Raw genomic sequence first — 22,805 nt, 5'->3', positions numbered from 1 at the left:
CGCTTCGTGGCGTTTTTCGTAACGCTGTGTGGCATCAGCGATGGCAGTCTGGACTGTCCGTGCATTGACTCTAACGGGCCAACCTTTCGCTAACCTTTCAAATGACTTTCACGGTTTTCGGGCTTCACAGCGGCAGAGGCGGCTGTAAACTCCGCAGCAAAGCGTGGCGTCGGCCACCCCTGAATGAGGTGAAAATCCATGCGTGTTCTGCTCGTCGAAGACCATCTGCAACTGGCCGAAAGTGTTGCTCAGGCGCTCAAGAGCACGGGTCTTACCGTGGATGTGTTGCACGATGGGGTGGCGGCCGACCTTGCGCTCGGCAGCGAGGAGTACGCGGTGGCGATCCTCGATGTCGGCCTGCCGCGCATGGACGGGTTTGAGGTGCTGGCGCGATTGCGCGCGCGCGGAAAGAATTTGCCGGTGTTGATGTTGACCGCACGCAGTGATGTGAAGGATCGCGTGCACGGCCTCAATCTTGGCGCTGACGACTACCTTGCCAAACCTTTCGAGTTGACCGAACTGGAAGCGCGGGTCAAGGCCCTGTTGCGCCGCACTGTGCTCGGCGGCGAGCGTCAGCAGCGTTGCGGTGTGCTGGCCTACGACCTCGACACCCGTCGTTTCACCCTCGGCGAGGAATTGCTGAGCCTGACGTCTCGCGAACAAGCGGTACTCGAAGCACTGATAGCAAGGCCGGGGAGGGTGATGAGCAAAGAGCAACTGGCGTCGCAGGTGTTTGGCCTTGATGAGGAGGCCAGCCCTGACGCGATCGAAATCTACGTGCATCGCTTGCGCAAGAAACTCGATGGCCAACCGGTGGCGATCGTAACCTTCCGTGGCCTCGGCTATCTGCTGGAAAGCCGCGATGCATAAGCCCAGCAGCTTGCGCTGGCGGTTGCTGTGGAATCTGGCGATATTGCTGGTGGTGTTGATGCTTGCCAGTGGCTTGAGTGCTTACTGGAATGGCCGCGTCGCCGCCGACACTGCCTATGACCGAACCTTGCTGGCCTCGGCGCGAACCATCGCTGCCGGCTTGTCCCAGCGTGACGGCACCCTCAGTGCCGATGTGCCTTATGTGGCCCTCGATACGTTCGCCTACGACAGCGCCGGGCGGATCTATTACCAGGTCAACGACATTCATCAGAAGTTGATTTCCGGTTACGAAAACCTGCCAGGACCGCCGCCCGGCACGCCAAGAACCGACGATTATCCGGCATTGGCGCGCTTCTACAACGCTACCTACCGGGGCCAGAACGTGCGCGTGGTCAGCCTGCTCAAAGCGGTGAGCGAGCCGAACATGAATGGCATGGCGGAAATCCGCGTCGCTGAAACCGATGAAGCTCGCGTCAGCATGGCACGCGGTCTGGCGGGCGATACGTTGCTGCGATTGGGCATGTTGGCGATTGGCGCGTTGCTGTTGGTCTGGTTCGCGGTCAGTGCAGCGTTGCGGCCATTGGAGCGGTTGCGCACGGCGGTGGAGGAGCGTCAGCCCGATGACTTGCGCCCGTTGCCATTGGTGGAAGTGCAGCACGAGTTTGGTCCGCTGGTACGCAGCCTCAACCATTTTACCGAGCGCCTGCGCGGCCAATTTGAACGTCAGGCGCAGTTCATCGCCGATGCGGCGCATGAATTGCGTACGCCATTGGCAGCGCTCAAGGCTCGGCTTGAGTTGGGTTTGCGATCAAGTGAACCCGAGACGTGGCGCAGCACTCTGGAATCCTGCGCGCAAAGCACCGATCGTCTGACCCATTTGGCTAATCAGTTGCTGTCGCTGGCCCGCGTCGAAAACGGCGCTCGGGCAATTGCCGAGGGCGGCGCGCAGTTGCTCGATCTGAGTCAATTGGCCCGTGAACTGGGCATGGCCATGGCGCCGCTGGCGCACGCGCGCGGTGTCGCCCTGGCGCTGGAGGCGGATGAGCCGGTGTGGTTGCGTGGCGAACCGACGCTGCTCAATGAGTTGCTGAGCAATCTGGTGGACAACGCATTGGCGCATACACCGTCGGGCGGCAATGTGATTCTGCGGGTCACGGCGCCAGCGGTGCTTGAGGTTGAAGATGACGGGCCGGGGATTCCGCTGGAGGAGCGTGATCGGGTGTTCGAGCGCTTCTATCGGCGTAATCAGCAGGTGGCGGGCTCGGGTTTGGGCTTGGCGATTGTCGGTGAGATTTGTCGGGCGCATCTGGCGCAGATCAGCCTGCACGATGGTGAGCAGGCGGGGTTGAAGGTGCGGGTGAGCTTTATCGCCGGGTGATTTGTATGGGGTGTGCAGGCCTCTTCGCGAGCAAGCTCGCACAGTGGGCGCGTAAACCTGTGGGCTTGCTCGCCAATGGCGTGGTTTCAGATCAGTAAAACATCGTCCGCGACTCTTCCAGGTCTGCGCACAACACTTTGTTCTCGGGATCGATCCCAAGCTTCCTGAACGCCGGGACAGTGAGCGGATCAATGCGTGCAAACGGATGATCGGTGTCCTTGTGGCAATACAGGCTCGCCACTTGCACCAGATCGACGTAATCGATTTCAGCCGAATCGCGTGTGAAATCCTGATAAAGCCCCGGCAATTTCACCAGTCGCTCGGGGAACTCCCAAACGCGCAGCAGTTTGTCACCGAGCAGCGGATGAATGTTGTCGATCACATGGTTGAGGCTGACCGGGTCCGACAGCAGTTCGTAGTGGTCTTCGGCGTAGGTCAGAATCGGCAGCACACCGATCTGATGCACCAACCCGCCCAATGCCGCCTGATCGGGCTTGAGCTGGGAGTAGCGGCGACACAGCGCATAACTGACCCCGGCGATTTCCAGGCTCTTGCGCCAGACGTCGCGCATTTTCTGTTCCACCACTTCGGAACTGGCGTGGAAAATCTGCTCCATCACCAGGCCGATCGCCAGATTGCTGCTGTAGTTGATGCCCAGTCGGGTGATGGCCGTGTGCAGGTCGGTGACTTCCTGCGCCGCGCGCAGCAGGGGGCTGTTGACCACTTTGATCAGGCGCGCCGAGAGCGCGGTGTCTCGGCCTATCACTTTGCTCAGGTCGCTGACGCTGATTTCCGGATCTTCAGCGGCCTTGCGAATTTGCAGGGCCACCTCCGGCAACGTGGGCAGAACCAGGTCATCGTTGTCGATGGCCTCAATCAAATCCTTTTGGACCTTATCCGCCAGTTCGCTCATTTAGACTCTCTAGGGTGTTGCACAAACGCTGCGATCAGCGCTGGATTTCGCGGTCGCGATCCAGTTCGTAGGGCAAATCGAGCAAGTGCAGTGTCTGGCCTTCAAGGCTGCCCAGATGCAGATTGCCCGCTTCGGCAGCTTCGGCCTGCAGCACCGCCAGTAGTTCAATGTTTTGTCCGGCGTGGGCGGCCAGTACGATTTCGCCGATCGAACTGTTGTGGCTCGGCGCGAACAGTTGCGTGCCGGGCTCCGGCAACTCACCCGCCTCCAGGCTCACGCGATACAGGCGGCGCTTGAGTTTGCCCAGGTATTGCATGCGCGCGACGATTTCCTGGCCGGTGTAGCAACCCTTCTTGAAACTTACGCCGCCAACTGCTTGCAGGTTGAGCATCTGCGGGATGAACAGTTCGCGGGTGCTCGGCATGACCTGGCCGATACCGGCGCGGATCTGGCCCAGCAGCCAATGATTGAGTTCACCTTCAGGCAGGACCGCCGACAATTTGCTTTTGATCGCATCGGCTTGATCGGCCGGCACCCAAAGTTCGGCACGGTCCGGCGAGACGCGAATCGCGACCAGACCTTCACTGCGCACGACGCTGTCGGTTTCCGCCGGCAAGTCCAGACCGAGGCTGGTCAAGGCGCTGTCACCATGCGACAGGCCGAAACGCACCCAAGCGGCGCTTTCATCAGTCAGTTTGGATTTGGAGAACACGGCGTATTTTTTCAGATCCGCCAGTTGCGGCTCCAGCAGCTCACTGGCCATGGCCAACACCACGCCGTCACCTTCGAGCAGAATGCGGAAACTGGACTGCATCCGGCCTTTTTGTGTGCAGCGCGCACCCAGACTGGCCTTGGTGTCACTCAGGTAGTTGATGTTGCAGGTCAATTGGCCTTGCAGGAATTTTCCGGCATCCGCGCCGCGAACCGCGAGAACGCCTTCATGAGACAGGGTGCAGAAAAAAGCAGAATCGGCCATGGGTCTTCGCAGGGTAAAAAAGTCTGGGGCACATCATAAGGGGGCGTTGTTGAAATGGGTAGTTCATAAAGGATCGATGGTGCCCGACCAAAGCCGACTGTGCGAGCCGCGTGGGGGCTGTATACTTGCCGCCAAATTTGAGGAGGGCCCCATGGTCGAACAAGTTGAACTCAATCGCCTCTTTTGGCACAGCCGTCGCGGCATGCTTGAACTTGACGTGCTGCTGGTGCCGTTCGTGAAAGAGGTTTACGCAGACCTGAATCAGGTGGATCGCGATTTGTACGTGCGACTGCTGACGTGTGAGGATCAGGACATGTTCGGTTGGTTCATGGAGCGCAGCGAGTCCGAAGATCCGGAATTGCAACGCATGGTTCGCATGATCCTGGATCGTGTTCAGCCCAAGTAATACGTTCGAATGCCGCTGGCATGCCTCACGGCAGTTGCTGGCGGCGTATCTATTGGCCCAGGCATTCGCTTTGGGCTCGTTGTGCCTACTGTCTATTCCTCTCTGGGCGAGTCTGGTCGGTGCTTTCGGCTGCCTGGTTCACGGTTTCTGGGTATTGCCGCGGCAGATCCTGCTGAGTCATCCAAAAGCATTTTGTGGATTGCGTCGAGATGCCGATGGCTGGCAATTGTGGAATCAGGTCGAAGGCTGGCAAGCCGTGCAGTTGCGCCCCGACAGTCTGGCGCTGCCGTTGATCGTGGTGCTGCGCTTTCGTTTGCGCGGGGAGTGGCAGGTCAGGTCGATCTGTGTGCCTCGGGACTCGCAGACGGCGGATCTGCACCGACGTCTGCGAGTACGACTCAAGTTCAGCCGACGTAGGTGGGCGGCACCAGAATAGTGTCGAGCGCTTCGGGCAGCAGGTCAGGATAGTCGAGGGTGTAATGCAGGCCGCGACTTTCCTTGCGCTCCATGGCTGAGCAAATCATCAGCTCAGCAACCTGGGCGAGATTTCGCAACTCAATCAGATCGCGACTGACTTTATAGTTGCTGTAGAACTCGTCGATTTCGTCCAGCAACAGGCGCACACGGTGCTGGGCCCGTTGCAGGCGCTTGTTGGTGCGCACGATACCGACGTAGTCCCACATGAAACGGCGCAGTTCATCCCAGTTGTGCGCAATAATTACGTCTTCGTCGGAATCAGTGACCTGGCTGGCGTCCCACGCGGGCAGGGCGCTTGGCGCTGTCACATCATCGAGTTGCGCCAGAATGTCTGCCGCCGCCGAGCGGGCGTAGACGAAACATTCCAGCAGCGAGTTGCTGGCCATGCGATTGGCGCCATGCAGGCCGGTGAAACTGGTTTCACCGATGGCATACAAACCCGGTACATCGGTGCGACCGTTTTGGTCGACCATGACTCCGCCGCAGGTGTAGTGCGCGGCGGGTACGACCGGGATCGGTTGTTGAGTGATGTCGATGCCGAAACCGAGACAGCGTTCATAAACCGTCGGGAAGTGACTTTTTATAAAGGCTTCAGGCTTGTGGCTGATGTCGAGATAGACACAATCCACACCCAGACGCTTCATTTCATGGTCGATGGCGCGTGCGACGATGTCTCGCGGTGCGAGTTCGGCGCGCTTGTCGAAGCGGTGCATGAAGCGATCGCCATTGGGCAGCTTCAAATGCGCGCCTTCGCCGCGCAACGCTTCAGTGATCAGGAAGCTTTTGGCTTGCGGGTGATACAGGCAGGTGGGGTGGAACTGATTGAATTCGAGATTTGCCACGCGGCAGCCCGAGCGCCAGGCCATGGCGATGCCATCACCACAGGCGCCGTCAGGGTTGCTGGTATAGAGGTAGACCTTGGCAGCCCCGCCGGAAGCCAGAATCACGAAACGCGCGCCATAGGTATCGACTTCACCTGTGGCGCGGTTCAACACGTAGGCGCCCAGGCAGCGGTCGCCGTCCATGCCCAAGCGTCGTTCGGTAATCAGATCGACGGCAACCCGCTGCTCCAGCAGTTCGATGTTGGAGCGTTCTTTGGCTTGGGTCAGCAAGGTTTTGAATATCGCAGCGCCGGTGGCATCGGCCGCATGGATGATGCGCCGGTGACTATGGCCGCCTTCGCGGGTCAGGTGGAATTCAAAGCCGCCGTCTTCAGTGCCGGACTGTTCGTCGCGGGTGAACGGCACGCCTTGATCGATCAGCCACTGGATGGCTTCCCGGCTGTGCTCGACGGTGAAGCGCACGGCGTCTTCATGGCACAGACCGCCGCCGGCGTTCAGGGTGTCATCGACGTGGGATTCGACAGTGTCGGTGTCGTCCAGTACGGCGGCGACGCCACCCTGGGCCCAGAACGTCGAACCGTTGGCGAGATCGCCCTTGCTCAATACGGCAATGCGCAAATGGCCTGGAAGGGTCAGCGCAAGACTCAAACCGGCAGCACCGCTGCCAATGACCAGAACATCGTGTTGAAACTGTTGGCTCATTTCAGGATTCCGCTCAAAGCGACCCGGATCGGGGGTGGCGCAAGACAGCTGGATTGGCGAGTCAAGACAACCACACAGCCCACTAGTATATAGAGGGGTGGGGCGGCACAATAGCCGGGCCTATATGGCATTGTGAAACTACTGTGACGGAAAAAACCGTGTGTTTCGTCGGAAGATTTTCCATGAGTTTTGGGAAAAGACGACTGTATCGACGATGAAACAGACTTTTCCTTCCCGGGGTTGCCCAATGTGGAGTGGGTGCGTCTATAAATAATTGGAACTTTTGCCAAAGGCCCAAGATCAATAGACGGTGCCAGAAACAAGGGACAGTGTCGGCTTACGTGCGGAATCTGCGGTTGGGTTCCTGCCGGCGAAACCGATGACAAGATTATTCGCGCAGCCGGTTTATCCCGCGCTGCGTTTTTCGTGCGTGCCAAAACAGAGCCCGCAGGAAACTTGCTTGGAGGGGGAGAACTTTTGCGAAAAGCCCGAGTCTATGGTTGCAAGTCTGGTCATTTAGTTATGCAAGTCTCCTCCGGGCTTATCGAGGAGTGTTCATGCTAACCCAGGAAGAGGATCAGCAACTGGTCGAACGCGTTCAACGTGGCGACAAGCGAGCTTTCGATCTGCTGGTGCTGAAATATCAGCACAAAATTCTCGGGTTGATCGTGCGTTTTGTGCACGACACCCATGAAGCCCAGGACGTGGCTCAGGAAGCCTTTATCAAGGCGTATCGAGCACTTGGAAACTTTCGCGGCGACAGTGCGTTTTATACGTGGCTGTACCGTATTGCCATTAACACGGCGAAGAATTACCTGGTTTCACGCGGCCGCCGGCCGCCGGATAGCGATGTAAGTTCCGAAGATGCAGAGTTCTACGACGGCGATCATGGCCTCAAGGATCTCGAATCACCAGAACGTGCACTGCTGCGGGATGAGATCGAAGGCACCGTCCATCGAACCATTCAGCAACTGCCAGAGGATTTGCGTACGGCTTTAACTTTACGTGAATTCGATGGTCTGAGTTACGAGGATATTGCGAGCGTCATGCAGTGTCCGGTGGGTACCGTGCGCTCTCGGATTTTCCGCGCCCGGGAGGCCATCGATAAAGCCCTGCAGCCGTTGTTGCAGGAAAACTGAGACAGCGGCGACAGCCAAGAGAGGAACGCCATGAGTCGTGAAGCCCTGCAGGAATCGCTGTCCGCAGTGATGGATAACGAAGCGGACGAATTGGAATTGCGTCGAGTGCTCAATGCACTGGACGACGTTGAAACCCGTGAGACCTGGGCTCGTTACCAGATCGCTCGGGCAGCCATGCACAAGGATTTGCTGCTTCCACGTCTGGATATCGCTGCGGCAGTGTCTGCTGCACTGGAAGACGAAACGGCTCCGGCCAAAGTATCCCGTAGCCCATGGCGCAACCTCGGCCGTCTGGCTGTTGCAGCCTCGGTAACTGTTGCCGTTCTGGCCGGTGTTCGTCTTTACAACCAGGACGAAATTGCAGGTGTTGAACTGGCACAGCAATCGAACCAGCCAACCCTGGCCACTCCACAAGTAAAAGGCCCGGCTGTTCTGGCAGGCTATAGTGAGAGTTCGGAAGCCACTGGCCCTATGGCCAACGGCGTACTGCAAGGTCAGCCGGGCTGGCACGATCAGCGTCTGCCGGGTTACTTGCGCCAACACGCTCAACAGGCAGCTCTGAAAGGTACTGAAAGCGCACTGCCATATGCACGTGCAGCGAGCCTGGAAAACCGTTAAGGAGGATCATGCGCGCCATACCTCTACTCTCGCTTCTGCTCAGTGGCTGGTTCATTGTTCCAGCCCACGCCGACGAGGCCCAGGACTGGTTGACCCGTCTGGGCCAGGCCGAACAGCAGCAGAGCTTTAAAGGCACATTCGTTTACGAGCGTAACGGTAGTTTTTCTACCCATAACATCTGGCATCGCGTCCAGAATGGCCAGGTTCGCGAGCGTTTACTTCAGCTCGACGGTTCTGCACAGGAAGTCGTGCGCATTGATGGACATACTCAATGCGTCAGCGGCACCCTGATTGCCGGGCTGGGGGATACTCCCAACTCCGCCGCTCGTTCTCTCGATCCGCAAAAGCTTAAGAACTGGTATGACCTTGCCGTCATTGGCAAATCGCGCGTGGCCGGGCGAGACGCAGTGATCGTATCGCTCACGCCTCGTGACCAGCATCGTTACGGGTTTGAGTTGCATCTGGACAAGCAGACCGGGCTGGCGCTCAAGTCATTGTTGCTCAATGACAAAGGGCAGTTGCTCGAACGCTTCCAGTTCACCAGTCTCGATACCGCCGATGTACCCTCTGATAAAGACCTGCTGGCCGACGCCGACTGCAAGCCCGTCAAGCTCGACAGCGACAAGGCTTCTGCCGTGAAAACGGCTCAGGTCTGGCATTCAGTGTGGTTGCCCCCGGGCTTCGAACTGACCAGCAGCGCTTCGCACAAAGATTCGGAAACAAAGGCGCAGGTCACCAGCCTGATGTATGACGATGGCTTGGCGCGCTTCTCGGTTTTCCTTGAGCCATTGAATGGCGCTACCGTTACGGATACTCGCACCCAACTGGGCCCGACTGTCGCCGTATCCCGTCGGTTGACCACGCCGGAAGGCGAGATCATGGTCACCGTGGTGGGTGAGATTCCAATCGGCACTGCCGAACGAATTGCGCTTTCGATGCGTAATACCGATGCCCCAGCAACCAGCAAGCAGTGAGCTGATTTCAGTCATTACCCTTTCTTCGTTCAGACGGAGATGAAATGTTTGTTGAGCATTTTCATTTGCAAATCACCCGGAAATTTTTTATAGGTCAGAGCCTCACGGCTCTGGCCTTGTTTGTTTTTCCTGGAAGAAAAATACCGGTGTGTGGTTTCCGGTGTTCCTTGTTCCATATCGCTTAAACCTGCTCGTCGTAACGGGAGCTGTATGTCGATACCTAGCTTGAAGTCTTATCTCTCCATTTTCGCCACCGTGCTGTTGCTCGGTCAGGCCGTACCTGCTGCGCAAGCAGCCGATCTGCCTGACTTTACGCAACTGGTCGAACAAGCTTCGCCGGCAGTGGTGAACATCAGTACCACGCAGAAATTGCCGGATCGCAAAGTGAACCAGCAGATGCCCGATCTCGAAGGCCTGCCACCGATGCTGCGCGAGTTCTTCGAACGCGGGATGCCGCCTCAGCAGCGTTCGCCTGGCGGCGGACGCCAGCGTGAAGCGCAATCGCTGGGTTCGGGGTTCATCATCTCTCCGGATGGCTACATCCTGACCAACAACCACGTGATTGCCGATGCTGACGAAATTCTCGTACGCCTGGCTGATCGCAGCGAAATGAAAGCCAAGCTGGTCGGCACTGATCCGCGCTCCGACGTGGCTTTGCTGAAAATCGAAGGCAAGGATCTGCCGGTGCTCAAGCTTGGCAAGTCCCAGGATCTGAAAGCTGGCCAATGGGTGGTGGCAATCGGATCGCCTTTCGGCTTTGACCATACGGTGACCCAAGGCATCGTCAGCGCCGTGGGTCGTAGTCTGCCGAACGAGAACTACGTGCCGTTCATTCAGACCGACGTGCCGATCAACCCGGGCAATTCCGGTGGCCCACTGTTCAACCTGAACGGTGAAGTGGTCGGGATCAACTCGCAGATCTACACCCGTTCCGGCGGCTTCATGGGTGTGTCGTTCGCGATCCCTATCGATGTGGCAATGGATGTGTCGAACCAGTTGAAGAGCGGTGGCAAGGTCAGCCGTGGCTGGCTGGGCGTGGTCATTCAAGAAGTGAACAAGGATCTGGCCGAGTCGTTTGGTCTTGATAAACCGGCCGGTGCGCTGGTTGCACAGATCCAGGATGATGGTCCGGCGGCCAAGGGCGGTCTGCAAGTGGGCGACGTGATCCTGAGCATGAATGGTCAACCGATTGTCATGTCCGCTGACCTGCCGCATCTGGTTGGTGCACTGAAAGCGGGGGCCAAGGCCAATCTGGAAGTGATCCGTGACGGGAAGCGCAAGAATGTCGAACTGACAGTCGGTGCCATTCCTGACGAAGACAAAGAACTGGATGTTCTGCCGAAGTCCGGAACCGAAACGAGCAGCAACCGCCTCGGTGTGTCGGTGGGCGAGCTGACTGCTGAGCAGAAGAAAGCGTACGACCTCAAAGGGGGTGTGGTCATCAAGGAAGTGCAGGACGGTCCTGCGGCGTTGATCGGTCTGCAACCAGGTGATGTCATCACCCACCTGAACAACCAGGCCATCGGCTCCACCAAGGAGTTCGCCGAGATCGCCAAGGCGCTGCCGAAGAATCGCTCGGTGTCGATGCGTGTTCTGCGTCAAGGTCGCGCGAGCTTCATTACCTTCAAACTGGCTGAATAAGCAGGCTGACGGTTAAAAAAAACCGCCTCGAAAGAGGCGGTTTTTTTATACCTGAAGCTTTTATATCGATGGTATGACTCAGCCCATCATGTCCTTGACCATGCGTTCCTGCTCCAACAACTCGCGTTGGCGTGCGTCAATGCGCGCGGACAGCGGGAAGTTGCTGCCCGCCTTGCGTTTGGCAAAATCGAGCTGCTGGATCGCCTGACGGTAATCGCCGACCAGCGCGAAGTACTCGGCGCGTGCTTGGTGCAGGCCGATGATATTGCCTGACAAACCACGGGTTTCGGCAACCTGATACCAGACGTCCGGATCATTCGGGCGTGATTTGAGCAAGCCTTCCAGCGCCTTTTCGGCATCGGCGGCGCGATTCTGTTTGAGCAGCAGGTCGACACGAACCTGGTTCAGCGGATAGTTGCCCGGATACTGCGTGAGCATGCGGTCAACCCGCGACTGTGCATCGGGCAGGCGATTGTTGGTGATGTCCAGGTCGACCTGAGCAAGGTTGTAGATGATCTCGTTTGGCGACTTGGCCAGCAATTGCTTGAGGTTCTCCCGGGCTTCATTCAACTGGCCACCCTTTATCTGCGCGATCGCCAGACCATAGCGCGCCACATCGTTTTTCGGGTTTTCGTCCAGTTGCGCGCGAAAGCGCTTGGCACCCAACCCCGGGGTTCCCTCGTAGATCAGTTGGACGCGGGCGCGAATCAACTGATAGCGCATGGAGTCTTCGATGCCGCCGGGCTTGGCCTGTTCGGCGCGGTTGCGGGTGTCGGCGATCCGCGATTCGGTAACCGGGTGAGTCAACAGGAATTCCGGTGGCTTGGCATCGAAACGATACTGGCGCATCAAGCGCTCGAACATGTTCGGCATCGAGCGCGGATCGTACCCGGCCTTCTCCAGATTGAGGATGCCGATACGGTCGGCTTCCTGTTCGTTCTGGCGGGAGAAGGTCCGTTGCGACTGAATCGCAGCAGCCTGAGTGCCCGCGATGGTTGCAATACCAGCGTCACCGCCACCGGCCGCGGCAATCACGATCCCGGCCAGCAGCGCGGCCATCATTGGCACTTGCATCCGCTGTGACGCCTCGACACCGCGGGCGAAGTGGCGTTGTGACAAGTGAGCCAGTTCGTGCGCCAGTACCGACGCGTATTCGCCCTCGGTCTGCGCATTGAGGAACAGTCCACCGTTGACCCCGACCACGCCGCCCGGTGCCGCAAAAGCGTTGAGCTGCGGGCTGTTGATCAGGATGAATTCAAGGCGCCGGTCAGTAACCTGGCTAGTCTCCACCAGCTTGTAAACGCTCGATTCGACGTAGTCCTTGAGCTGTGGATCGTTGAGTTGTGAAACCTGACTGCGCAACATGGCCAGCCAGGCGCGACCGAGCTGGTATTCCTGTTGTGGCGAGACAATGGCAGAGCTGGCGTCGCCGAGTGACGGCAGATCGTCGGCAAAGCCCGGTGAGGCGAGCAGGCAAGCGAGCGTCAGCAGGGTAGGGCGCAGAAAAGTCATGCACAAAGCCTTAGAAGACAAAGACCTTACTGTAGCCGGACACCAGGCCTGCGACCAGATATTCTAGGCCGCTCGACTGACCTGATCCGGAGTGAAGCAATGACTGACGCTGTAGCCCATGATGTGGAACTGGACGCCAGCGGCCTGAATTGTCCGTTGCCGTTGCTCAAGGCAAAAATGGAACTGAACAAGTTGTCCAGCGGTGCGGTGCTCAAGGTGATCGCCACGGATGCGGGCTCGCAGCGCGATTTCCGCACCTTTGCCAAATTGGCCGGTCATACGCTGCTGCGTGAAGAAGACGAATCGGGCGTCTATCGTTACTGGTTGAAAAAGGCCTGAACCTGACAGCGTAAAAGACCTAAGGATTATTGATGTTCAAAGTGTTACGCGACTGGATTCAGCGCTACTTCTCCGACGAAGAGGCTGTGGTGTTGGCGGTGCTGCTGGTGCTGGCCTTTACTGCGGTGCTCACCCTCGGCGGCATGCTTGCGCCTGTATTGGCGGGGATGGTGCTGGCGTATCTGATGCAGGGCCTGGTGGTCACGCTGGAGCGTCTGCGCATGCCGGGCGGTGCTGCGGTGGCGTTGGTGTTTGCGCTGTTCATGGGCGTCTTGATGCTCTTCATCGTCGTGGTGTTGCCGCTGCTGTGGCATCAGTTGATCACGCTGTTCAACGAGCTGCCGGGCATGCTTGCCAAATGGCAATCGCTGCTTTTGTTGCTGCCGGAGCGCTATCCGCATCTGGTGTCCGACGAGCAAGTGTTGCAGGCCATCGAAGTGGCGCGCGGCGAGATTGGCAAATTCGGCCAGTTGGCGCTGACGTTCTCGCTGTCGAGTTTGCCACTGTTGGTGAACATCATGATCTACCTGGTCTTGGTGCCGATCCTGGTGTTCTTCTTTCTCAAGGATCGGGCAATGATCGGCGAGTGGGTACGCGGCTATCTGCCCCGCGAACGGGCGCTGATCACCCGTGTCACGCAGGAGATGAACCGCCAGATCGCCAATTACATTCGCGGCAAAGTCATCGAGATTGTGATTTGCGGCGGCGTGACCTACATCGCTTTTGTCGCGCTGGGCCTCAACTATGCGGCGCTGCTGGCCTTGCTGGTCGGGGTTTCGGTGGTGGTGCCGTATGTCGGAGCGGTGGTGGTAACGGTGCCCGTGCTGCTGATTGCGTTGTTCCAGTGGGGCTGGAGCGATCAGTTCATCTATTTGATGGCTGCTTACGGGATCATCCAGACACTGGACGGCAATGTGCTGGTGCCGTTGCTGTTTTCCGAGGCGGTCAATCTGCACCCGGTGGCAATCATTTGCGCGGTGCTTTTGTTTGGCGGGTTGTGGGGGTTTTGGGGCGTGTTCTTTGCGATTCCCCTGGCGACGCTGTTCAAGGCAGTGCTGGATGCGTGGCCGCGCAAGGAGCCGGCGGTGGCGCCATTGCTTTAGTGGCTGATCCGTATTGTTCGGTGCGGCTTGAGGCCCATTCGCGAGCAAGCCCGCTCCCACATAGGAACCGTGGCGTTCACAGATCCAGTGTGGGAGCGGGCTTGCTTGCGAAGGCGTCAGTGAAAACGACGCAACAACATCAGGCCTTGTTCAGATCCTGAGCCGCCGCCAGCACCGCATCCACATGCCCCGGCACTTTCACGCCGCGCCATTCCTGACGCAGTACACCGTCCTTGTCAATGAGGAACGTGCTGCGATCAACGCCCAGGTATTCCTTACCGTACAGCTTCTTCAGCTTGATCACGTCGAACAGTTGGCAGACGGCTTCGTCCTTGTCGCTGATCAGCTCGAACGGAAATTCCTGCTTGCACTTGAAGTTCTCGTGGGACTTCAGGCTGTCGCGGGAAATGCCGAAGATTTCCGTGTTGGCAGCCTTGAATGCCGCGTACTGATCTCGAAAGCCCTGGCCTTCGGTGGTGCAGCCCGGGGTGCTGTCCTTCGGATAGAAGTAGATCACCACTTGCTTGCCCTTCAGGGCAGAGAGGCTGACGGTTTGCCCGCTGGTGGCAGGTGCTTCGAAATCCGCTACCGGTTGGTCGATGACAACGGCCATGAAAGCTTCCTTACATTGGGTTTTGTGGGCGCCAAGGCTCGATCAGCGCGTCGAGGTTCATCGCGTCGGCGAAATCCAGGAACTGGTCACGCAGCCAACTGATCTGGGTGCCGGCCGGCAGGGTTACGGTGAATGTCGCGTTGAGCATGGTGCCGCCCGTCTGTGGCGCCTGATACGTGTCGCACGTCAGGTTTTCCAGTTCGACGTTGTGATCCATGAAGAACTGGCACAACTCATTGATGATGTCCGGGCGATACGCCGAGCTGACGTAAGCCACATACGGCAGTGCCTGCGGGCGATTTTCCAGCGCCGCGCTACGCACCACGTTGACGGTGAAAGCGTGCTTCTTGGCGAGGCCCGACAGGCTGCCTTCCAGACGCGCGAGGGCGTCCCAACTGCCAGAGATCTCAAGGATCAGCGCGCTGCACTCGCCGTGGCGGGTCAGGCGTGAAGTAACCACGGCGCAGCGATTTTCATGGCTGGCGCGGCACAGGACGTTAGTCAGCTCCATGGGGTTGGCGCCGAGGGCACTGATGACAAGGAATTGTTCGCGAACTGTGGGGGTGGACATGCAGCATTCCTAAAGCGATGAGCGGTCGGTAGGTTTACGGTCATTGGCCGTCGGGAATTGCCTGTGTGCCCATTCAGGCTGTCCGTTCAAAAAGCCCCGGCAAAGCACTCGCGGCTCGCTCCACTATAGCGGGAGCGCGTCGATGCGACGCAGGAACGGGGTTTGGGAGGCCGAAAAGGGAGGCTGTAACCCGGCGTACAAGCTGATCTGTACCGATCAAAGTCTGAAGGGTAGCGAAAAGCGGCGCCAAGGGGAATGGCGGCAGCGCAGTACTTCGCTTGTGCAAGCATCTTGGCGCCAGTACCATTACCGCTCTCTTTTTCCGGCAGGAGCGGTTTCATGATTGCGGGCAGTATGGTGGCACTGGTCACTCCCATGGATGCACAAGGGCGTCTGGACTGGGACAGCCTCAGCAAACTCGTGGACTTCCACCTCAAGAACGGCACCCATGCCATTGTCGCGGTCGGTACTACCGGCGAGTCGGCAACCCTTGATGTAGAAGAACACATCGCCGTGATCAAAGCTGTGGTCAAACAGGTTGCCGGCCGCATTCCGGTCATCGCCGGTACCGGCGCCAACTCGACCCGTGAAGCCGTCGAACTGACCCGCAACGCCAAAGCCGCCGGCGCCGATGCCTGCCTGCTTGTAGTCCCGTACTACAACAAGCCGACTCAGGAAGGTCTGTACCAGCACTTCAAGCACATCGCTGAAGCGGTCGACATCCCGCAGATTCTCTACAACGTGCCTGGCCGCACGTCTTGCGACATGCAGGCCGAGACCGTGATTCGCCTGTCCACCGTGCCTAACATCATCGGCATCAAGGAAGCCACCGGCGATCTGACGCGTGCCAAAGCGATCATTGATGGCGTGAGCAAGGACTTCATCGTGCTGTCGGGCGATGATCCGACCGCGGTCGAGCTGATCCTGCTGGGTGGCAAAGGCAATATCTCTGTTACCGCCAATGTCGCTCCACGCGAAATGGCGGATCTGTGCGAGGCCGCGCTCAAAGGCGACGCCGATACCGCACGGGCCATCAACGAAAAACTGATGCCTCTGCACAAAGACCTGTTCATCGAAGCCAACCCGATTCCGGTGAAGTGGGCTTTGGTTGAAATGGGCCTGATGCACGAAGGCATCCGCCTGCCGCTGACGTGGCTGAGCGCACCTTGTCATGAAACGCTTCGCACGGCCCTGCGCCAGTGCAGCGTCCTGGTTTAATTGAGGAAGTACAACGCATGAAGCGAATGGCCGGACTTTCCGCACTTGCCTTGATTATCTCCAGCACCAGCGGCTGCGGATGGGTCTGGGGGCCGGAAGGTTATTTCCGCGACCGTGGTAGCGATTACCTGCAAGCGCAACAGACTGCACCGATGCAACTGCCATCGGATGTCAGCACCTCCAAACGTCTGGATCCGCTGCTGCCGATCCCGCGAAACGTCGCTGACGATACCGCCAAGGGTGAGTACGTTGTTCCGCGTCCTCAGCCGTTGTCGGCCATCGCCGATGCCAGTGATTACTCGCTGCAGAAAAGCGGCGATTCGCGTTGGGTCATGGGGCAGCATCCACCGGCCGAAGTCTGGCCAGTGGCCGTGCAGTTCTTCGAGGACAACGGTTTCCGTCTGGATGAACAGCGCCCGCAAACGGGCGAATTCACCACCACCTGGCAGCACTCCGATGAACTGTCCGCTGCCATGGCCAAGCGCCTGAGCGCAGCGGGCGTCGGCGCCGACAGCGAAACCCGCGTTCGTGTGCGTGTCGAGCCGGGTGTGCAGCGCAATACCAGTGAAATCTATGTGGTCAGTGCCGAGCGGCCTGCCGGCAGTACTGCAGACGTAGCCTTCACCAATCGTTCGGTCAACACTGGCCTGGACGCAGCGCTGGTTGACGACATGCTCGCGAGCATGAGCCGTACTGCCGAAAAGGGCGGTTCGGTGTCGATGCTCGCTTCGCGTGATTTCGATACGCCAAGCCGCGTCAGCCTCAGCGAAGATGGCAGCGGTAACCCGGTGTTGAACGTCGGTACCGATCTGAACCGTGCATGGGCCAGCGTTGGCCGTGCGCTGGAGCAGGGCGAATGGCGTGTTGAAGACATCAACCGCAGCCTGGGCCTGTACTACATCAACCTGGCCGAAAAAGCCGAGAAGAAAGACGACAAGCCTGGTTTCTTCAGCAGCCTGTTTGGCAGTGCGCCGAGCAAGGAAGAAATTGAAGCCCGTGCCGAGCGTTATCAGGTTCGCCTGAGCAAGGTTGGCGAGAACATCCAGGTCACCGTCGAGAAAAACATCAACACCGTCGCACCGGCTGACGTAGCGCGCAAAGTGTTGAGCGTGATTCAGGACAATCTGGGCTGATCACATGCGTTTTGCCGTTCTCGGCAGCGGTAGCCAAGGGAACGGCACGCTGATCGCCAGTGCTGATACGTATGTGCTGGTGGATTGTGGTTTTTCCCTGCGGGAAACCGAAAAACGCCTGTTGCGCCTGGGTGTGAACCCGGCGCAACTGAGCGCGATACTCGTAACCCACGAACATGCCGACCACGTGCATGGCGTGGGTTTGCTGTCTCGGCGCTACAATCTACCGGTCTACCTCAGTCGCGGCACACTGCGCGGGATGCGCAAACCGATTGAACCCGCAGGCTTTCTGGCCGGCGGCGAGCAACTGCAGATCGGTGCACTGAACATCGGGGTCATTGCCGTGGCCCATGATGCGCAGGAACCGACCCAGTATGTCTTCAGTGATCACGAGCAGCGGCGCTTCGGCCTGCTGACTGACCTGGGTTCCTACTGCGAGCGGGTGCTTGACGGTTATCGGGATCTCGATGCGTTGATGATCGAGTCCAATCATTGCCGCGATATGCTGGCTCGTGGTCACTACCCGTACTTTCTCAAGCAACGGGTGGGCGGCGAGCTGGGACATTTGAACAACCACCAGGCGGCATTCCTGGTGTCCGAGTTGGGCTGGCAGGGTTTGCAGCACCTGGTTCTGGCCCATCTGAGCAGCAAGAACAATTTGCCGCAGCTGGCCCGGCAATGTTTTGTCGACACCCTCGGGTGCGACCCGGACTGGCTGCAACTGGCCGATCAAGATTCAGGGCTCGACTGGCGCCACATCGCCTAGCCCACCTACTTAGCAAGCGGAGCCCATCATGGAAAAACGTGAAGAACTCTACCGCGGCAAAGCCAAATCGGTTTACAAGACCGACGACGCTGACCGCTTGATCCTGCTGTTTCGCAACGACACCTCGGCGTTCGACGGCAAGCGTATCGAGCAGCTCGACCGCAAAGGCATGGTGAACAACAAGTTCAACGCCTTCATCATGCAAAAGCTCGAAGCGGCCGGCGTACCGACCCAATTCGACAAACTGCTGGGCGACAACGAATGCCTGGTGAAGAAGCTCGACATGATCCCGGTCGAGTGCGTCGTGCGTAACTACGCCGCCGGTAGCCTGGTCAAGCGCTTGGGCGTCGAAGAGGGCCTGAAGCTCAACCCTTACACCTTCGAGCTGTTCCTGAAGGACGACGCCAAGGGCGACCCGTTCATCAACGAATCCCACGTTGTCGCATTCGGCTGGGGCACCGCCGAGCAACTGGTTCGCATGAAAGAACTGTCGCTCAAGGTCAACGAAGTGCTGACCAAGCTGTTTGACGACGCCGGCCTGCTGCTGGTCGACTTCAAGCTTGAATTCGGCGTGTTCAGCGACGGCTCCATCGTCCTGGGTGACGAGTTCAGCCCGGACGGCTGCCGTCTGTGGGACAAGGACACCAAGAAGAAGATGGACAAAGACCGCTTCCGCCAAGGCCTCGGTGACGTCATCGAAGCCTACGAAGAAGTCGCCAATCGTCTGGGCGTACCGCTTTAATCGACGCAAGCATCTGATAGCACGGAAAAAATTTCGCTTGGGGGGTTCGCAACCAGCGAAAGTGTTGTTATGATGCGCGCCGTTGGAGAGATGCCAGAGTGGCCGAATGGGACGGATTCGAAATCCGTTGTACCTTCACCGGTACCTAGGGTTCGAATCCCTATCTCTCCGCCATTATTGAACAAGACGAAGCCCCCGTAATCATTGATGATTACGGGGGCTTTTTCGTTTCAGGTCGATTGTTTAGGGCATATTTAGGGCATTTATTCTGTCTCACGGACCTGCCTAGGCCGTTCTATGCTGTACTAATTTCCCCATCTGAGATTTCTCCCTCTCAGTTTCGTCTAGCATGATGGCGGGCTGGCATCGTTGTGCCGGACTCGGACGTTTTTCACTGGACTGAAATCCGGAGAAAGGAAATGCCAACCGTAATCGAAAAACTGACCATCGCAATGCTCTGCGATCTTCATAAGAAGCTTGGGGTTGAAAGCCGGTACGACTTAGACTTGGTAACTCAAGCAGTCGGCGAAGATGATTTGTGGATTTTGAGGTGGGCATATAACGATTTCAATGAAATCGATAATCCTGAAGAAGTAGTTTTTGTAGGTGATGTTTTCGACATGTTCTCTTTTATTGGGAGGGGATATGCTGCGCTCTCACAAGATGACAAGACGAGGGTAGATCAATCGAGTGACCACGTAGCCGCCTGGCTTACCTTCTCTGGATATGATGGTAACAACGAAAGCCGGTACCGGGGCATCGCTCACACTTTGGTGAATCGTTTGAATCGCTTCACTGAGTTCAAAGATGTTGCGAACAACAACTCTCATTGCCCTATGGTTAACACCTATGCGCGTATGTATGCCGCATTTGAGCTGATTCGAAAAAACGTGATCATGCGTGAAATGACGGCAGATGAAATCATTCAAGTAGTCAGCGAGGCCGTTCATCCAGACAATCGCTAACCGCCGTCTTCCCTGCTTGGGGAGGTATTCCTCCCCAGGTATTAGTTTTCGCGAAACCCCAGCATTTTCGACACGATACCGGCTATGCTCTTGGTGTCCTTAGGTATCCATCTACCGTAATGCTTTCTCACCATTGTTGTGTCGGCGTGCCCTAGCTGTCTGGCCACCCATTCGACGGGCACATAGCTCGATAGCATCTGGCTGGCGAACGTGTGGCGGCACTGGTTGGCGCCTCGATGGCGCACTTCTGCCTTTTTCAGATGAGCTGTGAACCAATTGCTCAGGGTTTTGCCGCTCCACAACGACCCGCTGGTAGAGCTGCGGAAAAGAAACCTGACTTTCATCTTCTTTGACGTGATGTTGTCGCGCTGGATAACGGTGATCTCTTCGACTGGTGATTCCCTGGCCGCAGCAACGATGTCTCGCATCAGTTCCAGTGCAGGGTCTATCAGCTAGGCGAGCCGTTGCGTTACGCGTAACGGTGCATTCTTCTCTGACCCGCCTTGTGCTGGTTTTTTTTGGGCAAAATCCATGACCCCGATGTTTCGAATCGTCGCCGATGGTGCCGACGTCACGGCCAAGATCAACGATCGGCTGTTGTTGCTGCGCACCTCGGACAAGCCCGGCATGGAGTCCGACGAGTTTGAGTTGCGTATCGATGACCGGGATGGACAAGTGCAGTTGCCTCGGCGGGGCGGTTCGATCGAGGTCTATTTAGGCTATGCCGAAACCGCTTTAGCCCGCATGGGACGTTACACGGTGGACACCGTCGAAGTGTCGGGGCCGCCGGATACGATCGTGATCAAAGGCAAGGCCAGCGACATGCGCGGCAGCGGTAAGACCATCCGTAGCGGGAGCTGGGAAGACGTGCCGCTGTCGAAGATCGTGGCCGACATTGCCGCGCGTAATGGCTGGCAGCCGGTGTGCCCGGTGTCGACCAAAGTGGCGCGAGTGGATCAACTCAACGAGTCCGATTTTAATTTCATCACCCGGCTGGCCAAGCAATACGACTGCACGGCCAAGGTGGCCGATGGCAAGCTGTTGGTGATGCCACGTCAAGGCGGACAGTCCGCAAGCGGCAAGGCTTTCGGCGCGGTCACGCTGACGCGCAGCGACCTCAGCCGCTGGCAATTCAGTCTCGGCGATCGCAGCTCGCACAAGGCGGTTGCGACCAAGCACCAGGACAAGAAAGACGGAAAGCTGGCCATCGTCACCATCGACAACGACGACGCGCCGGATGGCCTGCCGGCGGTGCATACCGACCGGCATATCTACCCGAATAAGACCGCTGCCCAAGCGGCCGCGAAAGCGCGTCTGGCGGCGTTCAATCGCTCGACCGCCGACGTGCGGTTTGAGATGCCTGGGCGCACGGACATTTTCGCCGAGCGGCCCATTCTCGCCCAGGGCTTCAAGGTCGGGCTTGATGGCGAGTACCTGGCGGATTCGGTCGAGCAAGTGTTCACCCAGTCTGGCTGGTCCACCACGGTCGAATGCAATGCCGGCAAAGCCGGTAAATCCAAGGGCAAGAAAAAGAAAGGGCCGAAACCACCCCTCAAGGTTGTGAACATCGAGAAACAGTAGCCGCATCCCATCGCCGCCTGAGAGCGGTTTTTTTACGTCTGGAGTTTGTATGTCCATCACTGAACAACAGCTGCAAAGCATCATGCCCAACGCCCGCCGCCAAGCGGGCGTTTTTGTATCCGCCCTAAACACAGCCATGGCGCATCGGCAGATCAACACGCCGAAACGCCAAGCCGCGTTTCTGGCGCAAGTCGGTCACGAGTCGGGTCAGCTGCAGTACGTCCGGGAGCTGGGCGGCGATCAGTACCTGAGCAAATACGACACCGGCAACCTGGCTGCGAAACTGGGCAACACCCCGGCAGCGGATGGTGATGGCCAGCGCTATCGCGGTCGCGGTCTGATCCAGGTCACCGGTCACGACAACTACCTGCGCTGCAGCTTGGCGCTGTTCGGTGACGAGCGATTGCTGCGCACCCCTGAGCTGCTGGAGTTGCCGCAGTGGGCTGCCGAGTCGGCCGCGTGGTTCTGGTCGGTGAATGGGTTGAACGCGCTGGCCGATCAAAACGAATTCAACACGATCACCCGCAGGATCAACGGCGGCCTCAATGGCCTGCAGGATCGGCTGGAGTTGTGGGGGCGGGCGAGGGCGGTGTTATGCGTCTCGGCGAACTGATCCCGGCACCGTATCGGCTGGTGGCCAAAGGCTTGGTGCTGGTCGTCATGGCCGGTGGTTCTGCCGCCATCACCTGGCGAGTGCAGGAATGGCGTTATGGCAGCCAGCTCGCGGAGCAGGCCCGCCTCCACACCGAAGCCCTCAACCAACTGAACCAGGCCTCGGCCGCGCAACAGCGTGCCGAACAGGACAAACGCCTCGCGCTCGAGCAGCGCCTGGCAACCAGTGAACAAACCCATTACCGAGCCTTGAGTGATGCCCAACGTGATCAAGGTCGCCTGCGCGACCGCCTTGCCACTGCTGATCTGCGCTTGTCAGTCCTACTCGACGCCACTACTGGCGCCGGCAACGGATCGTTGTCAGCCACCGCCGCCGGCGGCGTGGTTCATGGCCCCACAAGAGCCGAACTTGACCCAGCGCATGCTCAACGAATTATCGGCGTCACCGATGACGGCGACCGGGGGCTGATTGCCCTCGCGGCCTGTCAGGCATACGCCAAAGAAGTCTCAACACTGAAGTGAAAAAGAGCGGCTGATCCGGATGCATCAACATCCGGTCCAGCCGCCGTCCCTATCCAGTTCGAAGATCGGCTGCTGTCGATTTAACAGAAATTTCGGTTACGCAAAATCCGGGACACCTGCAGAACATGGGAGTTACACCACGTCCTGGCCCAACAGCGCCATCGTGTATTCGCGCCACTGAATCGAGGGCAC

25 protein-coding genes, 1 tRNA gene and 1 pseudogene are annotated in these 22,805 nt (G+C 58.3%); 19 read left to right on the top strand and 8 right to left on the bottom strand.

Going from position 1 to position 22,805, the window contains the following annotated elements; translation table 11 throughout:
* Positions 1-198 precede the first annotated feature (198 nt).
* A complete protein-coding gene (locus AACY50_RS05880) occupies positions 199-870 on the top strand; it encodes a response regulator (protein WP_339430741.1) in 672 nt (223 codons plus the stop codon).
* Positions 863-2,248, top strand: coding sequence for a sensor histidine kinase (locus AACY50_RS05875; protein WP_339430742.1), 1,386 nt, complete (start codon positions 863-865; stop codon positions 2,246-2,248). The genes AACY50_RS05880 and AACY50_RS05875 overlap by 8 nt, the downstream gene beginning before the upstream one ends.
* A 91-nt stretch (positions 2,249-2,339) precedes the next feature.
* Here AACY50_RS05875 and AACY50_RS05870 read toward each other — a convergent pair whose 3' ends face one another.
* Both AACY50_RS05870 and ygfZ read right to left on the bottom strand, forming a co-directional pair.
* The gene (locus tag AACY50_RS05870) at positions 2,340-3,161 is read right to left on the bottom strand and encodes an HDOD domain-containing protein (RefSeq protein ID WP_339430743.1); all 822 of its coding nucleotides are present in this window, start codon (positions 3,159-3,161) and stop codon (positions 2,340-2,342) included.
* 34 nt (positions 3,162-3,195) lie between these two features.
* Positions 3,196-4,137, bottom strand: a complete 942-nt coding sequence (gene ygfZ, locus AACY50_RS05865) for a CAF17-like 4Fe-4S cluster assembly/insertion protein YgfZ (protein ID WP_339430744.1) — start codon at positions 4,135-4,137, stop codon at positions 3,196-3,198.
* A gap of 151 nt (positions 4,138-4,288) precedes the next feature.
* On the opposite strand from ygfZ, the gene AACY50_RS05860 reads away from it, so the two are divergent.
* Together AACY50_RS05860 and AACY50_RS05855 are read left to right on the top strand one after the other, a co-directional pair.
* Positions 4,289-4,543: an FAD assembly factor SdhE gene (locus AACY50_RS05860; RefSeq protein WP_093438371.1), complete on the top strand. Its 255-nt coding sequence runs from the start codon at positions 4,289-4,291 to the stop codon at positions 4,541-4,543.
* Complete coding sequence (locus AACY50_RS05855) at positions 4,527-4,979, top strand: protein YgfX (protein ID WP_339430745.1); 453 nt, start codon at positions 4,527-4,529, stop codon at positions 4,977-4,979. The genes AACY50_RS05860 and AACY50_RS05855 overlap by 17 nt, the downstream gene beginning before the upstream one ends.
* Here AACY50_RS05855 and nadB read toward each other — a convergent pair.
* A complete protein-coding gene (gene nadB, locus AACY50_RS05850) occupies positions 4,948-6,564 on the bottom strand; it encodes an L-aspartate oxidase (RefSeq protein ID WP_339430746.1) in 1,617 nt (538 codons plus the stop codon). The two genes, AACY50_RS05855 and nadB, sit on opposite strands and share 32 nt — an antisense overlap.
* Positions 6,565-7,121: 557 nt before the next feature.
* Between nadB and rpoE the strand changes: the two genes are divergently transcribed.
* The 3 genes from rpoE to AACY50_RS05835 are packed head-to-tail and all read left to right on the top strand — an operon-like array spanning position 7,122 to position 9,295.
* Positions 7,122-7,703: an RNA polymerase sigma factor RpoE gene (gene rpoE / locus AACY50_RS05845; RefSeq protein ID WP_003172477.1), complete on the top strand. Its 582-nt coding sequence runs from the start codon at positions 7,122-7,124 to the stop codon at positions 7,701-7,703.
* A 30-nt stretch (positions 7,704-7,733) separates the two neighbouring features.
* Positions 7,734-8,321 carry a sigma-E factor negative regulatory protein gene (locus AACY50_RS05840; RefSeq protein WP_007911408.1) on the top strand — a complete coding sequence of 196 codons (588 nt, stop codon included), beginning with the start codon at positions 7,734-7,736 and terminating at the stop codon, positions 8,319-8,321.
* An 8-nt stretch (positions 8,322-8,329) separates the two neighbouring features.
* Complete coding sequence (locus AACY50_RS05835) at positions 8,330-9,295, top strand: MucB/RseB C-terminal domain-containing protein (RefSeq protein ID WP_339430747.1); 966 nt, start codon at positions 8,330-8,332, stop codon at positions 9,293-9,295.
* 29 nt (positions 9,296-9,324) lie between these two features.
* Here the strand turns inward: AACY50_RS05835 and AACY50_RS05830 are convergent, their stop codons facing one another.
* Complete coding sequence (locus AACY50_RS05830; RefSeq protein WP_221729411.1) at positions 9,325-9,471, bottom strand: hypothetical protein; 147 nt, start codon at positions 9,469-9,471, stop codon at positions 9,325-9,327.
* A 34-nt stretch (positions 9,472-9,505) separates the two neighbouring features.
* Between AACY50_RS05830 and AACY50_RS05825 the strand changes: the two genes are divergently transcribed.
* Entirely contained in the window at positions 9,506-10,936 is a 1,431-nt protein-coding gene (locus AACY50_RS05825) for a DegQ family serine endoprotease (protein ID WP_339430748.1), read from the top strand.
* Between the two features lie 78 nt (positions 10,937-11,014).
* Here the strand turns inward: AACY50_RS05825 and AACY50_RS05820 are convergent, their stop codons facing one another.
* Positions 11,015-12,448 (bottom strand): M48 family metalloprotease, encoded by a 1,434-nt coding sequence (locus tag AACY50_RS05820; RefSeq protein WP_339430749.1) that lies wholly within the window; start codon positions 12,446-12,448, stop codon positions 11,015-11,017.
* Positions 12,449-12,547: 99 nt separating this feature from the next.
* Here AACY50_RS05820 and AACY50_RS05815 point away from each other — a divergent pair, with 99 nt between their 5' ends.
* Both AACY50_RS05815 and AACY50_RS05810 read left to right on the top strand, forming a co-directional pair.
* Positions 12,548-12,787 carry a sulfurtransferase TusA family protein gene (locus AACY50_RS05815; protein WP_221729408.1) on the top strand — a complete coding sequence of 80 codons (240 nt, stop codon included), beginning with the start codon at positions 12,548-12,550 and terminating at the stop codon, positions 12,785-12,787.
* Positions 12,788-12,819: 32 nt separating this feature from the next.
* The gene (locus tag AACY50_RS05810; RefSeq protein WP_339430750.1) at positions 12,820-13,890 is read left to right on the top strand and encodes an AI-2E family transporter; all 1,071 of its coding nucleotides are present in this window, start codon (positions 12,820-12,822) and stop codon (positions 13,888-13,890) included.
* Positions 13,891-14,029: 139 nt separating this feature from the next.
* Here AACY50_RS05810 and AACY50_RS05805 read toward each other — a convergent pair whose 3' ends face one another.
* On the bottom strand, positions 14,030-14,503 hold the full coding sequence (locus AACY50_RS05805; RefSeq protein ID WP_095119107.1) for a peroxiredoxin: 474 nt from the start codon (positions 14,501-14,503) through the stop codon (positions 14,030-14,032).
* 10 nt (positions 14,504-14,513) lie between these two features.
* Complete coding sequence (locus tag AACY50_RS05800) at positions 14,514-15,074, bottom strand: glycine cleavage system protein R (protein WP_016984694.1); 561 nt, start codon at positions 15,072-15,074, stop codon at positions 14,514-14,516.
* A gap of 339 nt (positions 15,075-15,413) precedes the next feature.
* Between AACY50_RS05800 and dapA the strand changes: the two genes are divergently transcribed.
* From dapA to AACY50_RS05770, 6 genes are all read left to right on the top strand, one after another.
* Complete coding sequence (gene dapA / locus AACY50_RS05795) at positions 15,414-16,292, top strand: 4-hydroxy-tetrahydrodipicolinate synthase (RefSeq protein ID WP_339430751.1); 879 nt, start codon at positions 15,414-15,416, stop codon at positions 16,290-16,292.
* A gap of 17 nt (positions 16,293-16,309) precedes the next feature.
* Positions 16,310-17,425, top strand: coding sequence for an outer membrane protein assembly factor BamC (gene bamC / locus AACY50_RS05790; protein WP_339464863.1), 1,116 nt, complete (start codon positions 16,310-16,312; stop codon positions 17,423-17,425).
* A gap of 4 nt (positions 17,426-17,429) precedes the next feature.
* Complete coding sequence (locus AACY50_RS05785; RefSeq protein WP_007911390.1) at positions 17,430-18,191, top strand: MBL fold metallo-hydrolase; 762 nt, start codon at positions 17,430-17,432, stop codon at positions 18,189-18,191.
* Positions 18,192-18,219: 28 nt separating this feature from the next.
* Complete coding sequence (gene purC / locus AACY50_RS05780) at positions 18,220-18,933, top strand: phosphoribosylaminoimidazolesuccinocarboxamide synthase (RefSeq protein WP_122608857.1); 714 nt, start codon at positions 18,220-18,222, stop codon at positions 18,931-18,933.
* Positions 18,934-19,017: 84 nt separating this feature from the next.
* Positions 19,018-19,107: transfer RNA gene (locus tag AACY50_RS05775), tRNA-Ser, on the top strand.
* 245 nt (positions 19,108-19,352) lie between these two features.
* Positions 19,353-19,898, top strand: coding sequence for a YfbU family protein (locus tag AACY50_RS05770; protein WP_339464864.1), 546 nt, complete (start codon positions 19,353-19,355; stop codon positions 19,896-19,898).
* Between the two features lie 41 nt (positions 19,899-19,939).
* On the opposite strand, the pseudogene AACY50_RS05765 reads toward AACY50_RS05770, so the two are convergent.
* Positions 19,940-20,350 (bottom strand): annotated as a pseudogene (locus tag AACY50_RS05765) (tyrosine-type recombinase/integrase); the annotation flags it as partial.
* 79 nt (positions 20,351-20,429) lie between these two features.
* On the opposite strand from AACY50_RS05765, the gene AACY50_RS05760 reads away from it, so the two are divergent.
* The 3 genes from AACY50_RS05760 to AACY50_RS05750 are packed head-to-tail and all read left to right on the top strand — an operon-like array spanning position 20,430 to position 22,613.
* Positions 20,430-21,479, top strand: coding sequence for a phage late control D family protein (locus AACY50_RS05760; RefSeq protein ID WP_339508635.1), 1,050 nt, complete (start codon positions 20,430-20,432; stop codon positions 21,477-21,479).
* Between the two features lie 49 nt (positions 21,480-21,528).
* Entirely contained in the window at positions 21,529-22,092 is a 564-nt protein-coding gene (locus AACY50_RS05755) for a glycoside hydrolase family 19 protein (RefSeq protein ID WP_339434331.1), read from the top strand.
* Positions 22,074-22,613: a lysis system i-spanin subunit Rz gene (locus AACY50_RS05750; protein WP_339538282.1), complete on the top strand. Its 540-nt coding sequence runs from the start codon at positions 22,074-22,076 to the stop codon at positions 22,611-22,613. Before AACY50_RS05755 ends, AACY50_RS05750 begins: the two co-directional genes overlap by 19 nt.
* Positions 22,614-22,805 lie beyond the last annotated feature (192 nt).

It is taken from the genome of Pseudomonas sp. RA_15y_Pfl2_54 (genome assembly GCF_963971015.1).
GTDB classification, from domain to species: Bacteria; Pseudomonadota; Gammaproteobacteria; order Pseudomonadales; family Pseudomonadaceae; genus Aquipseudomonas; species Aquipseudomonas baetica_A.
Note: the sequence above shows the minus strand (reverse complement) of the source record. Positions and strands in the feature narration are given on the sequence as shown.

Bases quoted from the DNA above. Each gene is read 5' to 3' on its own strand.
- AACY50_RS05770 (WP_339464864.1), top strand. From the start codon at position 19,353: ATGCCAACCGTAATCGAAAAACTGACCATCGCAATGCTCTGCGATCTT.
- AACY50_RS05860 (WP_093438371.1), top strand. From the start codon at position 4,289: ATGGTCGAACAAGTTGAACTCAATCGCCTCTTTTGGCACAGCCGTCGC.
- AACY50_RS05785 (WP_007911390.1), top strand. From the start codon at position 17,430: ATGCGTTTTGCCGTTCTCGGCAGCGGTAGCCAAGGGAACGGCACGCTG.
- AACY50_RS05820 (WP_339430749.1), bottom strand. From the start codon at position 12,448: ATGACTTTTCTGCGCCCTACCCTGCTGACGCTCGCTTGCCTGCTCGCC.
- ygfZ (WP_339430744.1), bottom strand. From the start codon at position 4,137: ATGGCCGATTCTGCTTTTTTCTGCACCCTGTCTCATGAAGGCGTTCTC.
- AACY50_RS05750 (WP_339538282.1), top strand. From the start codon at position 22,074: ATGCGTCTCGGCGAACTGATCCCGGCACCGTATCGGCTGGTGGCCAAA.
- AACY50_RS05830 (WP_221729411.1), bottom strand. From the start codon at position 9,471: ATGGAACAAGGAACACCGGAAACCACACACCGGTATTTTTCTTCCAGG.
- AACY50_RS05815 (WP_221729408.1), top strand. From the start codon at position 12,548: ATGACTGACGCTGTAGCCCATGATGTGGAACTGGACGCCAGCGGCCTG.
- AACY50_RS05800 (WP_016984694.1), bottom strand. From the start codon at position 15,074: ATGTCCACCCCCACAGTTCGCGAACAATTCCTTGTCATCAGTGCCCTC.
- dapA (WP_339430751.1), top strand. From the start codon at position 15,414: ATGATTGCGGGCAGTATGGTGGCACTGGTCACTCCCATGGATGCACAA.
- AACY50_RS05870 (WP_339430743.1), bottom strand. From the start codon at position 3,161: ATGAGCGAACTGGCGGATAAGGTCCAAAAGGATTTGATTGAGGCCATC.
- nadB (WP_339430746.1), bottom strand. From the start codon at position 6,564: ATGAGCCAACAGTTTCAACACGATGTTCTGGTCATTGGCAGCGGTGCT.
- AACY50_RS05810 (WP_339430750.1), top strand. From the start codon at position 12,820: ATGTTCAAAGTGTTACGCGACTGGATTCAGCGCTACTTCTCCGACGAA.
- AACY50_RS05755 (WP_339434331.1), top strand. From the start codon at position 21,529: ATGTCCATCACTGAACAACAGCTGCAAAGCATCATGCCCAACGCCCGC.
- AACY50_RS05880 (WP_339430741.1), top strand. From the start codon at position 199: ATGCGTGTTCTGCTCGTCGAAGACCATCTGCAACTGGCCGAAAGTGTT.
- bamC (WP_339464863.1), top strand. From the start codon at position 16,310: ATGAAGCGAATGGCCGGACTTTCCGCACTTGCCTTGATTATCTCCAGC.
- AACY50_RS05805 (WP_095119107.1), bottom strand. From the start codon at position 14,503: ATGGCCGTTGTCATCGACCAACCGGTAGCGGATTTCGAAGCACCTGCC.
- purC (WP_122608857.1), top strand. From the start codon at position 18,220: ATGGAAAAACGTGAAGAACTCTACCGCGGCAAAGCCAAATCGGTTTAC.
- AACY50_RS05875 (WP_339430742.1), top strand. From the start codon at position 863: ATGCATAAGCCCAGCAGCTTGCGCTGGCGGTTGCTGTGGAATCTGGCG.
- AACY50_RS05825 (WP_339430748.1), top strand. From the start codon at position 9,506: ATGTCGATACCTAGCTTGAAGTCTTATCTCTCCATTTTCGCCACCGTG.
- AACY50_RS05840 (WP_007911408.1), top strand. From the start codon at position 7,734: ATGAGTCGTGAAGCCCTGCAGGAATCGCTGTCCGCAGTGATGGATAAC.
- AACY50_RS05835 (WP_339430747.1), top strand. From the start codon at position 8,330: ATGCGCGCCATACCTCTACTCTCGCTTCTGCTCAGTGGCTGGTTCATT.
- rpoE (WP_003172477.1), top strand. From the start codon at position 7,122: ATGCTAACCCAGGAAGAGGATCAGCAACTGGTCGAACGCGTTCAACGT.
- AACY50_RS05760 (WP_339508635.1), top strand. From the start codon at position 20,430: ATGACCCCGATGTTTCGAATCGTCGCCGATGGTGCCGACGTCACGGCC.